This is a genomic window from Kocuria sp. UCD-OTCP (assembly GCF_000349605.1).
Lineage (GTDB): Bacteria > Actinomycetota > Actinomycetes > Actinomycetales > Micrococcaceae > Kocuria > Kocuria rosea.
Genome location: NZ_AOSQ01000002.1, coordinates 190244 through 202992 on the forward strand (window position 1 = coordinate 190244; position 12749 = coordinate 202992).

Sequence of the window (12749 nt, forward strand, 5' to 3'; positions counted from 1 at the left end):
CAACGGTACGGCCCCACCGTAGGCAGACGGGGCCGGTCCCTGGCCAGGGCTGTCCGCTCCCCGCGTAGCCGGGTCCGGCCCGTGCGCTCAGCCCTGCCCCGCGCCGAGGCCCTGCGGCTCCCCCGCCAGCGCCCGCAGATAGCCGGCGAAGCCCCGGTCGACCCGGCCGGTGCTCCGGCCCGAGGTCAGCACCCGCACCCGGTCCGTGGCGAGCACCCGGTGCCCGCGCGCCCGCGCCGCCTCCGCCAGCACGACGTCCTCGCCGTGCGGCAGGGGCGGGAAGCCGCCGCACGCGGCGTACACGTCGGCGCGCACGCCCAGGTTCGCCGCGTGCACGTGGGGGTGCCCCTCCTCCAGCCGGTGCCGGGCGTGCCAGCGCGCCAGGAGACCCGCGGCCAGGTCCCCGGGGTCGGGCTCCACGGTGCCCAGGAGCAGCTCCGCCCCGCGCCCGGCCGCGTCCAGGTGGCCGGTGAGCCAGTGCGCGGGCACCGCGCTGTCGGCGTCGGTCGACACGATCCAGGTGCGCGCCCCGGCGGCTCCCGCGGCGGCCACCGCGGCGGCCCGGGCCGCCCCCGCGGTGCCCCAGGACCCGGCGACGGCGTCCACCCCCGCCGCCGCGGCGATCCGGGCGCTGCCGTCGGTGCAGCGGTCCAGGGCCACGACGACGTCCACCCGCACCGGGGGCCGGGCCGCCCGCACCCGGTCGGCGGCGTGCTGCACCGTGGCCAGGCACCGGCCGAGCAGCCGCTCCTCGTTCCGGACCGGCACCACCACGACCACCCGCTCCACCCCGGTCAGCACGTGCCCGCGCCGGCGGTCCGCGGCCCCACGGGCTCGAAGACCTCCAGCAGGAAGTCGCGCTCCGTGTGGCGCAGCAGGGGACCGAAGCGGGCGTCCGCGTGCACGGCGGCGTGCACGTCGGCCCCGTCGAGGGGCCAGCCCTCGATCGGGTGGCGCCAGTGGCACAGCAGGAGGTGGCCGTCCGGCTCGAGGGACCCGGCCACGCGGTCGAGGAGCCCGCCCAGCTGCGCGGCGTCGAGGAAGTAGCCGGTCTCGGAGACCACCACGAGGTCGAACCGCCCGGGCGGCCACTGCCCGGGCAGCCGGCGCCGCTCCACCTGCACGCCGGGGAGCTCCGCCAGCCGCTGCCGGGCGCGCTCGACCGCCACCCCGCTCGCGTCCACGGCCAGCACGGACTCCGCCCGGTCCGCGAGCTCGGCGGTGAGGGCGCCGAGGGAGCACCCCGCCTCCAGGACCCGGCGGTACCGGGGGCGCGGCAGCGCGGCGAGGGTCACGGCGCGCTTGCGCCGCTCGTACCAGGAGGAGTCGACGTCCCAGGGGTCCTCGGCGCCGCGGTGGACGTCGTCGAACACGGCGGCGGCGTCCGGGGCCTGCCCTGCGGGCGGGAGCACGAAGAAGTGCTCGGCCGGGCGGCGGAACCGGGCCAGCACGTGGGGGCCCAGGAGGGCCTCGTCGCCCGGGGCCGGGGACAGCGGCAGGACCTGCGAGGCGTGCGCGGCCAGGGCCTGCTCCTTGGCCGCGCGCGCGGGGGCGTCCAGGGCGAGGACCCGGATCCCGTGCGGGGGCAGGTCGTCGGGCCCGCCCCAGTGCCACAGCCAGACGGGGTACTCGAGGCACTCGACGCCGTGGACGGAGGCGGCCGCCCGGGCGGCCCGGCCCAGCACCTCGTGGTCGACGTGCCCGTCGTCGCCCCACGGGGCGGCCAGCACGCCACGCCGCCCCGCGGCGGCCCACGCAGCGGCCTCGGCCACGGGGCCGCGCAGCGCCTCCCCTGCCGCCGCCAGGGTCCCGTCGGGCAGCCCCAGGAGCTCGGGGACCACGCCGTCGGCGAGCCGGTCCGTGGCGGCGGCGGCCTCGGCCCGGCGCACGCGGGCGAGGTCGGCGGCGGTCCGGGTCGGCGAGCGCGGGTGCGACTGCTCGCCCAGGGTCGCCACGACCACCCGCACCCGGGCGCCCGCCCGGGCCGCGAGGGAGATCAGGCCGCCCGCGCCGAGGCTCTCGTCGTCCGGGTGGGCGGCGAGGACCACGAGGCGGTCGATCCCGTCGAGCTCGAGCGGGCGCGCGGCGTGCAGGCGCGGCGCCCGCGCCCACACCGCCTCGGGGGTGCCGGGGTCCCGGTGGTCGAACGTCACCACGGGCGGTCCCCCGCCGCGCCCTCGAGCAGGGCCCGGCCCAGTGCCGCGGCGTCCCGCTGCGCGTGCTCCTGCCGGACGTACACCTGCAGGGCGCTCACCCGGCGGACGTGCTCGGGCGCGCCGGTGAGCGGGCCCGGCCCGGTGGCGGCCGAGACCTCCGCGGTCACGGCCTCCGCCGTCCGGGCGACGACGCGGCGGGTGCGCAGGGCCAGGACCGCGCCGCGCTCCCCGCCGGCCCGGCCGGCGTCGACCTGCTCCGCCGCCGAGCGCAGGGCCGTGCGGGCGGAGTGCAGGAGGGTGTCGACGACGCCGAGCGCCGCGTGCCCCACCTGGTCCAGCGGCCGCACGTCCGGGGCCCGGCGCCGCACGGCGTCTCCCCACAGGACGTCGGCCACCCCGGCCGCGCCGCCGTACCAGCACGCGGCCACGCCGATCCCGCCCCAGGCGAAGCCGGGGCGCTCCAGGTACCACCCGTCCTCGCCGACCGGCACGGCCGGCACCGCCGTGCACCGCACGGCGCCGGTCGGCACGTCCCGCAGCCCGGCCGGCCGCCAGTCCTCGGTGCTCCCGGGGACGACCCCGGGGTGGGCGAGGTCCACGGCGAAGGCCCGGCGGCGGCCTCCGCCGGTGCTCGCGGTGACCACGGCCCGGTCGAGGTGCGCGGCGAGCGAGCACCACGCCTTGGTTCCCGTGAGCTCCCACCCGCCGGTCCCGTGGCGGGCCACGAGCTCGTGACCGGGGGCCTCGGCGGCCCAGACGCCCCAGGCGGCGGGCGGATCGGCGAGCTCCTCGAGTCCCGCCTGGTGCAGGATCGCGAGGGCGTCCAGGTGCGGCTCGACCACGCGGGCGAGGGACAGGTCGAGCCGGGCGAGCTCGGCGAGCCGCCGCCACAGCTGTCCGGTGCGGCCGGCGCCGGGCAGGGGGAGCTCCTCGCCGAGCGCCCGGGCCACGCCCAGGGCCCGGTCCAGGGCGCCCGGGGTGCCGGCGCGCAGGGCCGCCGCGGCCTCCTCGGCGCGTCCGGGGCCGGCGGCGGGTCGGGGGTGCGGCGGGGGCATGCGGTGTCCATCGGTCGGCGGCAGGGAGACGATCAGCCTACGTCCTGCCCGCCGGGCCCGCTCGCGCCCCCCTCCGCAGCGCTCCGGCGAGGACCCGCGAGCGGGCCTCGGCGGACCGGGTCAGTAGGCCTGCTGGGACGGGTCCACCTGCTCGATCCACGCCAGCACCCCGCCCTCGAGGTGCGCGACGTCGGTGCGGCCCGCGGCGCGCAGGAGGTGCAGGGCCCGTTCGGAGCGCGCCCCGGCCTTGCAGTGCAGCAGCACCCGGCGGCCCGGGGCGATCCGGGCGAGGGCCTCCCCGGACTCGAACTGGTCCAGCGGGAGCAGCCGTGCCCCGGGGATCGCCGCGAGCCGGGCCTCGTAGGGCTCCCGGACGTCGACGAGCTCGAAGTCCGCGGCGCCGCGCTCCCGTGCCGCCAGCAGCTCCGCGAGCTCGGGGGCCGTCACGGTGGGGACGCCTCCCGGCTGCGGGCCGGGCGCCGGGCGGGCGGGGGCGCTGTCGCCGGCCGACGCCAGGGTGGTCACGGGCGCGCGGCCCGGCGTGGGCACCAGCGGGATCTCCCACCAGCGCGCCGAGAGGGCGTCGTAGGTGGCGACCCGGCCGAGCATCGTGGTGCCGATCCCGGTGACCAGCTTGACGGCCTCGACCGCCATGGCGGTGCCCAGCAGTCCCGGCAGCACGCCGAGCACCCCGGCCTCGGCGCAGCTGGGCACCGTGCCCGGCGCCGGGGGCACGGGGTAGAGGTCGCGGTAGGTGGGCCCGTGCGCGCCCCAGAACACCGAGTACTGGCCGTCGAAGCGCAGGATCGAGCCCCACACGTGCGGGACACCGGCCAGCTCGCACGCGTCGGAGACGAGGTAGCGGGTCTCGAAGTTGTCCGTGCCGTCCAGGACGAGGTCGTACCCGGCGAGGACCTCCTCCGCACTCTCCGCGGTGAGCCGCTGGCGGTGCTCCACGACGCGCACCAGCGGGTTGAGGTCGGCGATCCGCGCGGCGGCCGAGGCGGTCTTGGGCGCCCCGAGGGTCCCCTCGCCGTGGATCACCTGGCGCTGCAGGTTGGAGGCGTCCACGTCGTCGTCGTCGACGACACCGAGGGTCCCGACGCCCGCGGCGGCGAGGTAGAGCAGGGCCGGGGAGCCGAGGCCGCCCGCGCCCACGCACAGCACCCGGGCGTTCTTGAGCCGCCGCTGGCCCTCCTCGCCGATCTCGGGGACGGTCAGGTGGCGGGCGTAGCGGCGCAGCTCGGCGTCGGTGAGCTCCGCGGCCGGCTCGACGAGCGGGGAGAGGTCCACGGCGCTCAGGCGTCCAGTCCGACCCACTCGGTGGAGCCGTCCGTGAACCGCTGCTCCTTCCAGATGGGCACCTCGGTCTTGATCCGGTCCACGAGCGCGTCGCAGGCGGCGAAGGCGAGCTTGCGGTGGGCGGCGGCCACGGCGGCCTCCAGGGCGGAGTCCCCCACGCGCAGGTGGCCGACCCGGTGGGCGGCCCAGATCCGCACCCCGGGGAACTCCTCGGCGACCCGGCGGGCCACGTCCTGGACGGCCCGGTCCGCGCCGGGGTGGCAGGTGTAGTCGAGGCTGGTGACGGAGCGGCCGCCGTCGTGGTCGCGGATGACACCGCTGAAGGAGACCACGGCGCCGGTGCGCTCGTCCTGCACGGCCTCGACGGCCCGGGCGTGGTCCAGGGGCTCCTCGGTGACGAAGGCGCCGACCACGGCGGTCTCCGCCTGGATCGGTCCGGGTGTGCTCATCGGTCGGTCTCCTCGTGCGGTCGGGGGTCGTGGCGGGGGCCGTCGTGCCCGCGGTCGCGGTGGCCCTCGAGCTGGTCGCAGACGTGGTCGAGGATCGGCTCGAGGACCTTCAGCCCGTCCCAGACCCCGCCGGTGGAGCCGGGCAGGTTGACCACGAAGGTGGCGCCGCTGACCCCGGCGTGCCCGCGGCTGAGCACCGCCAGCGGGGTGGTCCTCCGGCCCTCCGCCCACAGTGCCTCCATGATGCCGGGCAGCTCGCGGTCGAGGAAGGGCAGGGTCATCTCGGGGGTGAGGTCGTCCGGGCCGAGGCCGGTCCCGCCGCTGGTGACGACCACCCGGGGGCGGTCCGCGGGGGCCCGGGTCACGAGCAGCCGCTCCAGCTCGGCGCGCACGTCCTCGCCGTCGGCCACCACGAACGGACCTTCGACCTCGAAGCCGTGGGAGCCGAACCAGTCGGCGGCGATCCGCCCGCTCCGGTCCTGGTAGACCCCGGCGGCGGCGCGGGTGGAGGCGACGATGACGGCGGCGCTCCTCATGCGGCGTCCCCGTCGGTCCGCGCCCAGTCCCCGGACTTGCCGCCGGACTTCGCGAGCACCCTGACCCGGTCGATCTCGGCCAGCTTGTCCACGGCCTTGATCATGTCGTAGAGGGTCAGGGCGGCCACCGAGGCCGCGGTCAGCGCCTCCATCTCCACGCCGGTCACCCCGCGCGTGCGCACCGTCGCGGTGATCCGCACGCCGTCCGCCAGCCGCTCGAAGTCCACGGTCACCTTGCTGATCGGCAGCGGGTGGCACAGCGGGACGAGCTCCGGGGTCCGCTTGGCCGCCATGATGCCGGCCACCCGGGCCACCGGCAGGGCGTCCCCCTTGGGGAGGTCCGCGGCGAAGACCTGCTCGACGACGTCGGGGCGGGTGCGCAGCGTGGCCGTCGCGGTGGCCTCGCGGGTGGTCACGGCCTTGTCGGAGACGTCCACCATGTGCGCGGACCCGTCCGCCCGGACGTGCGTGAGGCTCTGCTGCTGCTCGGTCATGTCGGTTCGGTCCCCTTCGGCTCTCCCGGATGGTGCGTCCCTCCCATTCTGGCCCACCCCGTGCCGCGCACCGCCGCGTCATGTCTGGTCCCGTGCCGGGGCGCGGTGCTAGCTTGACGGAACGCGACCAGAGCGCCGTCGACGCCGCCGGCACTCGGAAGGAGCCACCGTGCTGTCAGACACCTCGTACCCCGTCGTCAAGGCCACGCTGCCCGTGGTCGGGGAGAACATCCAGGAGATCGCCCGGCGCTTCTACGCGCACATGTTCGGCGAGCACCCCGAGCTGCTGGACGGGCTGTTCAACCGCGGCAACCAGGCGGACGGCCGGCAGCAGCAGGCGCTGGCCGGGTCCGTGGCCGCCTTCGCCGGCTACCTGGTGAACAAGCCGACCGAGCTCCCGGACCACCTGCTGTCCCGCATCGCGCACAAGCACGTGTCCCTGGGGCTGCACCCGGACCAGTACCAGATCGTGCACGACAACCTCATGTGGGCCATCGTGGACGTCCTCGGCGACGCCGTGACCCCGGAGGTCGCCGCGGCCTGGGACGAGGTCTACTGGCTGATGGCCAACGTGCTCATCAACCAGGAGCGCGGCCTCTACGAGGCGGTCCGGCTCTCCCCCGAGACCGTCTGGCGGACCTGGCGGGTGGTCGAGAAGATCCCGGAGACCGAGGACGTCACGACCTTCGTGGTGGAGCGCGTCGACGAGCGGGAGGTGAAGCGGTCCCTGCCCGGCCAGTACGTGACCCTCAGGATGGAGATGCCCGACGGCGTGCTGCAGCCCCGGCAGTACAGCCTGACCCGCGCCGACGACGGACAGCACCGGCGCTTCGCGGTGAAGCGGGTGCGCGGCAACGGCACGCCGGCCGGCGAGATGTCCACCCTCCTGCACGAGACGGTGCAGGTGGGGGACGAGGTGGTGCTCTCGGTGCCCTCCGGCGACGTGGTCCTGGAGTACTCGGACCGGCCGCTGGTGCTGGCCAGCGCGGGCATCGGCGTCACGCCGATGGCGGGCATGCTCTCGCACCTGGTGAAGGACGGCTCCCAGCGCACCGTGCAGTTCCTGCACGCGGACGCCTCCCCGGAGACGTTCGCGCTGCGCGGGCAGATCGAGGAGGACCTCGCCGCCCTGGAGGACGGCTCCCTGAAGGCCTGGTTCGAGCAGCCGCGGGCGGCCGGCGAGCGCGCCGAGAACGATTACGAGGGGTTCATGGACCTGCGCGCCGTGGAGCTGCCGCACGACGCGCAGTACTACCTGTGCGGGCCGCTCCCCTTCATGCAGGCCGTGCGCAGCGCGCTCGTCGCCCGCGGAGTCCCGCCCCGGGACATCCAGTACGAGGTGTTCGGCCCGGACCTCTGGCTCGCCGACTTCGAGTGACCGGCCGTGCAGGCCCCGGGAGAACGACCGGGGCAGGACCAGGACACGGCCCGAGGGCCGGACGACGACGACGGAGGACACGATGACGGACACGCACGGCAACCACGTGGAGGAGCTGGCGGTCAACAGCTGCTGGGACCTGCTCCGGGACGCGGGCGTCGGCCGCCTCGCCGTGTGGGTGGAGGACCACCCGGACATCTTCCCGATCAACTTCGTGGTGGACCACGGGACCCTCGTCTTCCGCTCGGCCGAGGGGACGAAGGTCGCCGGGGCCCTCACCGACGTCCCCGTGGCGGTGGAGATCGACGGGTACGACGAGCCCGCCGGGAAGGCGTGGAGCGTGGTGGTCAAGGGCCGCGCCGAGCGCATCCAGCAGGTCCAGGAGCTCACGGACACCCTCGACCTCCCGCTGTTCCCGTGGCAGGCGGGGCGCAAGGGCATCTTCGTCCGGGTCGTGCCGTCCCTCGTGACCGGCCGCCGGTTCCCGGTCGCGGACCCGGAGGTGTGGCGCACCCCGCTGTCGGGGGTGCGGCGCTCCCCCGACGAGTGAGCCTGCGCAGGGACGTGCTCCTCCGCCGGGCCGCCCCGCTCCCGAGCTGACCGCCGGCTGCGGTCCGGGCCGCGCGTCCGGCGCCCGGACGGCGGTCAGGTCCGGGCCCGCTCGTCGTCCTTGCCCCCGTTGCGCACGGTGAAGGTGAGCACCAGGGCGGCCACCGCGAACACGGCCAGCAGGGTCAGCCCCACGAAGTAGCTGTTGTTCTCGGCGTCGTAGGTGGCGCCCATCACGAGCGGCGGGAAGTAGCCGCCCAGGCCGCCGGCGGCCGCGATGATTCCGCCGATCGTGCCCACGTCCTTCGCCGGGGCGGCGCGTCCCACCCACCCGAACACGCCGCCGGTGCCCAGGCCGAGGAACACCGCCATGGCCAGGAACGTGGCGCCGTAGGCCACCTCCTGGATCGGCTGCAGCGCCACGACCATCGCGAGGACCGCCGTGCCGACGAGCGAGGTGATCGTGACGATCTTCGGGCCGAGGCGGTCGGCGAGGATCCCGCCGACCGGGCGGGCGACCACCGCGGCGAGGGCGAAGCCGGCGGTGCGGGTCCCGGCCGCGGTGGCGTCGAAGCCGTAGACGGTGTTCAGGTAGGTGGGCAGGTAGTTGGAGAACGCCACGAACGCGCCGAAGACCACGCCGTAGAGGAAGCACAGCTGCCAGGTCACCCGCAGGGTGAAGGCGTGCCTGATCCGGGGCAGCACCGGCTGCGGCACGGCGCCGGCGCGGACCGGGGACTCGCGCAGCCCGAGCCAGCAGACCACGGCCATGGCCGCGACGATCGCGGCGATGACCGCGTGGGCGCCCAGGTACCCGATGCCCGCGACCAGGCGCGGGGTGACGAACGCGGAGACCGCGGTGCCGGCCATGCCCGCGCCGAACACGCCGGTGGCGAAGCCCTTGCGGTGGGACTCGTACCACGCGGAGCAGAACGGGATGCCGATGGCGAAGACCGTGCCGGCGATGCCGAGGAAGAACGCGACCACCAGCAGGAGCCCGAAGCTGCCCAGCTGGCCCACGAGGGCGGTGAGCAGCACCAGCGGGGCGGTCAGGGCGAGGATCGCCGTGAACATCACCCGCCCGCCGAAGCGGTCCGTCAGGGCGCCGACGGGCACCCGGGCGATGGAGCCGACGAAGATCGGCATCGCCACGAGCAGCGCGGTCTGCGAGGAGCTGAGCTCCATCTGCTCCGCGTAGCGCCTGGACAGCGGGCCCACGATGGTCCAGGCCCAGAAGCCCGCGGTGGACGCCAGCGTGGCGAGGAGCAGGTTCCGCAGCTGGCCGGAGCGCAGGTCCGGGGCCGCGGTGCCCGGGGAGGCGGCGGACGACGACGAAGATGACATGGCGGTCCTCGCAGATGGGGCTGGTCAGCGGCGGGTGCCGGCGCGGTTGCGGTGGGCGCTCCTGTCCCGGTCCTGGGTCCCGACGGGGTCCCAGCCGCGGCGCACCGGCACGGACCCGGTGGACCGGTGGTCCCGGGAGCGGTAGACGATGTACGGCCGGAACAGGTAGTGCACGGGGGCGGTGAACGCGTGCACCAGGCGGGTGAACGGCCAGACGGCGAAGAGCCCCATGGCCCACAGGGCGTGCACCTTGAAGGAGATCCCGGCGGCCGTCATCGCGGCGACGTCCGGCTGCAGGATCCAGATCGAGCGGAACCACGGGGAGACCGTCTGGCGGTAGTCGGGCACGGAGTGGTCGAACACCGAGATGAGGGTGGTGCCCAGCCCCGTGAGCAGCGCGGCCACGAGCATGACGTACATGAACTTGTCGTTCTTGGTGGTCGCCATGAACACGGGTCCGGTGGTGCGCCGGCGCCAGATGAGCATGATGATCCCGAGCAGCGTGCCCACGCCGGCCACGAGCCCGATGCTCAGGGCCAGGAAGTGGTACATCCCCTCGGTGACCCCCACGGCCTCGGTCCAAGTCTTCGGGATGATCAGACCCATGACGTGGCCCGCGAGCACGGCGAGGATGCCGAAGTGGAACAGCGGGGAGGCGATGCGCAGGATGCGGGACTCGTAGAGCTGCGAGGACCGGGTGGTCCACCCGAACTGGTCGTACCGGTACCGCCAGACGGTGCCGCCGATCACGACCGCCAGCACGACGTAGGGCAGCACGCCCCAGAGCAGGATGTCGCCGACCCCCACGGAGGCGGCGGCCGGGGCCGCCGCCTCGAGGGGGAGGGAGGTCCCGGGCGCGAGCAGGCTCGCGGCGGTGGCGGTCATGCGCTGTTCCTTTCGGTGACGGGCAGCAGCCGGGGGTCGTACGGGTCGAGGCCCACGGACTCCGTGGGCGGACCGTAGCCGGCCATCCGCAGGGCGGCGTCCCGGTCCTCCGGGGAGACCCCGGGCAGGGTGGAGCACACGAGGGCGACGACGCCGTGGTACGGCAGGCCGTCGTCGCGCAGCGCCAGCCGCAGCAGCTCGAGGGACGGCCGGTAGCGCTGGAGCAGCTCGTAGCCGTCCTCAGGGGAGACCTTCGCGGCGAACTCGAGCACGAGCGGCAGGTAGTCCGGCAGCTCGGCCCCGTCCAGCTGCGCGCCGTGGGAGCGGTAGACCTCCTTGAAGGCGGCGAGCGCCTCGCCCCGCCGCCGGGTGTCCCCGTCGGTCCAGTAGGTCAGGTGCAGGCTGTGCCGCCGGGAGAGGTCGAACTCCTGGACGTAGTCGGCCTGCACCTGTTCGAGCGGGCGGGCGCGCAGCCAGTCAAGGAGGTCCTCGGGCACGGGCGCGCCCACCTCCTCGAGGGCTTCCCGCAGGACGGGCAGCATGACCAGGAGCTCGTGGTCGGGATAGCCGAGCAGCACGGCGGCGGCCTGCCGGGCCACCGCGCTGCGCCGCGGGTGCCGGTCCGTGCAGCGCCCGGGGTCGAGAGTTCCCCTGCCGGCCTTGCCCAGCAGCCTCTCCAGCAGGCTCACGGCCGGTCCCCGTCCTCGGAGCGCGGCGGGAACAGCCCCGCGGGCGCCCCTCGGCCGTCCCAGTTGAGCAGGTTCACGCGCCCGGCCATCTGCTGCTCCGAGGTGGCGGACTCGCCGGTCTGTCGCGCCCGCAGGGCGTTGAAGTTCTCCACGGCCACGGGCGTGGGGCGCCCGGAGGCCTCGCCGAAGACGCCGGTCTGGCCCATCCCGGGCCCTCCGTCCACGTCGAGGGAGCAGCCGATCTCCTCGAGGTTGTGGGCGTCCTCCAGATGGGCGGAGGGGATGACGTAGCGCTCGTCGTACTTGGCGATGGCCATGAGCCGGTACATCTTCTGGATCTCGGAGCCGGTCATCCCGACGCCCTCGGCGATCGACTCGTCCGGGGCGTCCCCGAGGGCGATGTCCCGCATGTAGGAGCGCATGGCCGCGAGCTTGCGCAGCACGTCCGTGACGATCTGCGTGTCCCCGGCCGTGAACAGCTCGGCGAGGTACTCCACCGGGATGCGCAGCGAGTCGATGGCGCCGAACAGGTTGCCCGCGTCTTCGCCGTCGTGCCCCTGGTCCTTGAGCAGGTCCACCACCGGGGACAGCGGCGGGACGTACCAGACCATCGGCATCGTCCGGTACTCCGGGTGCAGCGGCAGCGCCACCCGCAGCTCCTTGGCCAGGGTGTAGACGGGGGACCGGCGCGCGGCGTCGAGCCAGTCCTCCGGGACGCCCTCGGCGCGGGCCGCGGCGACCACCCCCGGGTCGTGCGGGTCGAGCATCAGGTCCAGCTGGGCCTCGTAGAGGTCCCGCTCGTCCGGGGTCGCGGCGGCCTCGGTGACCCGGTCCGCGTCGTACAGGAAGATGCCGATGTAGCGCAGCCGGCCGACGCACGTCTCCGCGCAGACCGTGGGGATGCCCACCTCGATCCGGGGATAGCAGAACGTGCACTTCTCGGCCTTGCCGGACTTGTGGTTGTAGTAGATCTTCTTGTACGGGCAGCCGGTGACGCACTGCCGCCAGCCGCGGCAGCGGTCCTGGTCCACCAGCACGATCCCGTCCTCGGTGCGCTTGTAGATCGCGCCGGAGGGACAGGAGGCCATGCAGGACGGGTTCAGGCAGTGCTCGCAGATGCGCGGGAGGTAGAACGCGAACGTCTGCTCGAACTCGAACTTGATCCTGTCCTCGGACTCGCGGCGCACCTTCTCCACGATCGGGTCCAGGTGGCCGGCCTCGGTGACGCCGCCGAGGTTGTCGTCCCAGTTGGCGGACCACTCGATCTTGGTGTCCTTCCCCGTGATCAGGGACTTGGGGCGGGCCACGGGGAAGTCGGTGCCGGCGGGGGCGTTGGTGAGGGTCTCGTAGTCGTAGGTCCACGGCTCGTAGTAGTCGTCGAGCTCCGGCTGGACGGGGCTGGCGAACAGGCCCGCGAGCTTCGCCCAGCGCCCGCCCGACTTCAGCTTGAGGTTGCCGCGGCGGTTGAGCTCCCAGCCGCCCTTCCACTTCTCCTGGTCCTCGTACCGGCGGGGATAGCCCTGCCCGGGACGGGTCTCCACGTTGTTNAGCTTGAGGTTGCCGCGGCGGTTGAGCTCCCAGCCGCCCTTCCACTTCTCCTGGTCCTCGTACCGGCGGGGATAGCCCTGCCCGGGACGGGTCTCCACGTTGTTGAACCACACGTACTCCGTGCCGGCGCGGTTCGTCCACGCCTGCTTGCACGTCACCGAACAGGTGTGGCACCCGATGCACTTGTCGAGGGCCATCACCATGGCGACCTGGGCCATGACTCGCATCAGTACTGGACCTCCTGGGAGCGCTTGCGGACCACGGAGACGATGTCGCGCTGGTTGCCGGTGGGCCCGAGGTAGTTGAAGGCCCAGGACAGCTGCGCGTAGCCGCCGATCATGTGGGTGGGTTTGACGAGGATGCG

The 12749-nt window shown here is 74.8% G+C and carries 13 protein-coding genes; 2 read left to right on the plus strand and 11 right to left on the minus strand.

Annotated features, from left to right (window positions below; translation table 11 throughout):
- Positions 1–87: 87 nt before the first annotated feature.
- The 7 genes from H488_RS21345 to moaC all read right to left on the minus strand — a co-directional run bounded on the left by H488_RS21345 (position 88) and on the right by moaC (position 5992).
- Positions 88–801 carry a glycosyltransferase gene (locus tag H488_RS21345; protein WP_017832117.1) on the minus strand — a complete coding sequence of 238 codons (714 nt, stop codon included), beginning with the start codon at positions 799–801 and terminating at the stop codon, positions 88–90.
- Positions 795–2153, minus strand: a complete 1359-nt coding sequence (locus H488_RS21350) for a PIG-L family deacetylase (protein WP_237740404.1) — start codon at positions 2151–2153, stop codon at positions 795–797. The genes H488_RS21345 and H488_RS21350 overlap by 7 nt, the downstream gene beginning before the upstream one ends.
- Positions 2150–3211, minus strand: a complete 1062-nt coding sequence (locus H488_RS21355) for an acyl-CoA dehydrogenase family protein (RefSeq protein WP_017832119.1) — start codon at positions 3209–3211, stop codon at positions 2150–2152. Before H488_RS21355 ends, H488_RS21350 begins: the two co-directional genes overlap by 4 nt.
- A 120-nt stretch (positions 3212–3331) precedes the next feature.
- On the minus strand, positions 3332–4504 hold the full coding sequence (moeB, locus tag H488_RS21360; protein WP_017832120.1) for a molybdopterin-synthase adenylyltransferase MoeB: 1173 nt from the start codon (positions 4502–4504) through the stop codon (positions 3332–3334).
- Positions 4505–4509: 5 nt separating this feature from the next.
- Positions 4510–4962: a molybdenum cofactor biosynthesis protein MoaE gene (locus H488_RS21365; protein WP_017832121.1), complete on the minus strand. Its 453-nt coding sequence runs from the start codon at positions 4960–4962 to the stop codon at positions 4510–4512.
- Entirely contained in the window at positions 4959–5498 is a 540-nt protein-coding gene (locus H488_RS21370) for a MogA/MoaB family molybdenum cofactor biosynthesis protein (protein ID WP_017832122.1), read from the minus strand. The genes H488_RS21365 and H488_RS21370 overlap by 4 nt, the downstream gene beginning before the upstream one ends.
- On the minus strand, positions 5495–5992 hold the full coding sequence (gene moaC, locus H488_RS21375) for a cyclic pyranopterin monophosphate synthase MoaC (protein ID WP_017832123.1): 498 nt from the start codon (positions 5990–5992) through the stop codon (positions 5495–5497). Before moaC ends, H488_RS21370 begins: the two co-directional genes overlap by 4 nt.
- 169 nt (positions 5993–6161) lie before the next feature.
- On the opposite strand from moaC, the gene H488_RS21380 reads away from it, so the two are divergent.
- Together H488_RS21380 and H488_RS21385 are read left to right on the plus strand one after the other, a co-directional pair.
- On the plus strand, positions 6162–7370 hold the full coding sequence (locus H488_RS21380; protein WP_017832124.1) for a globin domain-containing protein: 1209 nt from the start codon (positions 6162–6164) through the stop codon (positions 7368–7370).
- Positions 7371–7452: 82 nt separating this feature from the next.
- Positions 7453–7920 (plus strand): pyridoxamine 5'-phosphate oxidase family protein, encoded by a 468-nt coding sequence (locus tag H488_RS21385; protein WP_017832125.1) that lies wholly within the window; start codon positions 7453–7455, stop codon positions 7918–7920.
- Between the two features lie 95 nt (positions 7921–8015).
- Here H488_RS21385 and H488_RS21390 read toward each other — a convergent pair whose 3' ends face one another.
- From H488_RS21390 to narH, 4 genes are read right to left on the minus strand one after another with little or no spacing between them, the layout of a single operon-like run.
- Positions 8016–9263 carry an MFS transporter gene (locus H488_RS21390; RefSeq protein ID WP_017832126.1) on the minus strand — a complete coding sequence of 416 codons (1248 nt, stop codon included), beginning with the start codon at positions 9261–9263 and terminating at the stop codon, positions 8016–8018.
- Between the two features lie 24 nt (positions 9264–9287).
- Entirely contained in the window at positions 9288–10148 is an 861-nt protein-coding gene (gene narI / locus H488_RS21395) for a respiratory nitrate reductase subunit gamma (RefSeq protein WP_017832127.1), read from the minus strand.
- Entirely contained in the window at positions 10145–10837 is a 693-nt protein-coding gene (gene narJ / locus H488_RS21400) for a nitrate reductase molybdenum cofactor assembly chaperone (RefSeq protein ID WP_017832128.1), read from the minus strand. The genes narI and narJ overlap by 4 nt, the downstream gene beginning before the upstream one ends.
- Entirely contained in the window at positions 10834–12612 is a 1779-nt protein-coding gene (narH, locus tag H488_RS21405; RefSeq protein ID WP_043738398.1) for a nitrate reductase subunit beta, read from the minus strand. Before narH ends, narJ begins: the two co-directional genes overlap by 4 nt.
- Positions 12613–12749 lie beyond the last annotated feature (137 nt).

Bases quoted from the DNA above. Each gene is read 5' to 3' on its own strand.
- H488_RS21355 (WP_017832119.1), bottom strand. From the start codon at position 3,211: ATGCCCCCGCCGCACCCCCGACCCGCCGCCGGCCCCGGACGCGCCGAG.
- H488_RS21365 (WP_017832121.1), bottom strand. From the start codon at position 4,962: ATGAGCACACCCGGACCGATCCAGGCGGAGACCGCCGTGGTCGGCGCC.
- H488_RS21370 (WP_017832122.1), bottom strand. From the start codon at position 5,498: ATGAGGAGCGCCGCCGTCATCGTCGCCTCCACCCGCGCCGCCGCCGGG.
- moaC (WP_017832123.1), bottom strand. From the start codon at position 5,992: ATGACCGAGCAGCAGCAGAGCCTCACGCACGTCCGGGCGGACGGGTCC.
- H488_RS21385 (WP_017832125.1), top strand. From the start codon at position 7,453: ATGACGGACACGCACGGCAACCACGTGGAGGAGCTGGCGGTCAACAGC.
- H488_RS21390 (WP_017832126.1), bottom strand. From the start codon at position 9,263: ATGTCATCTTCGTCGTCGTCCGCCGCCTCCCCGGGCACCGCGGCCCCG.
- narI (WP_017832127.1), bottom strand. From the start codon at position 10,148: ATGACCGCCACCGCCGCGAGCCTGCTCGCGCCCGGGACCTCCCTCCCC.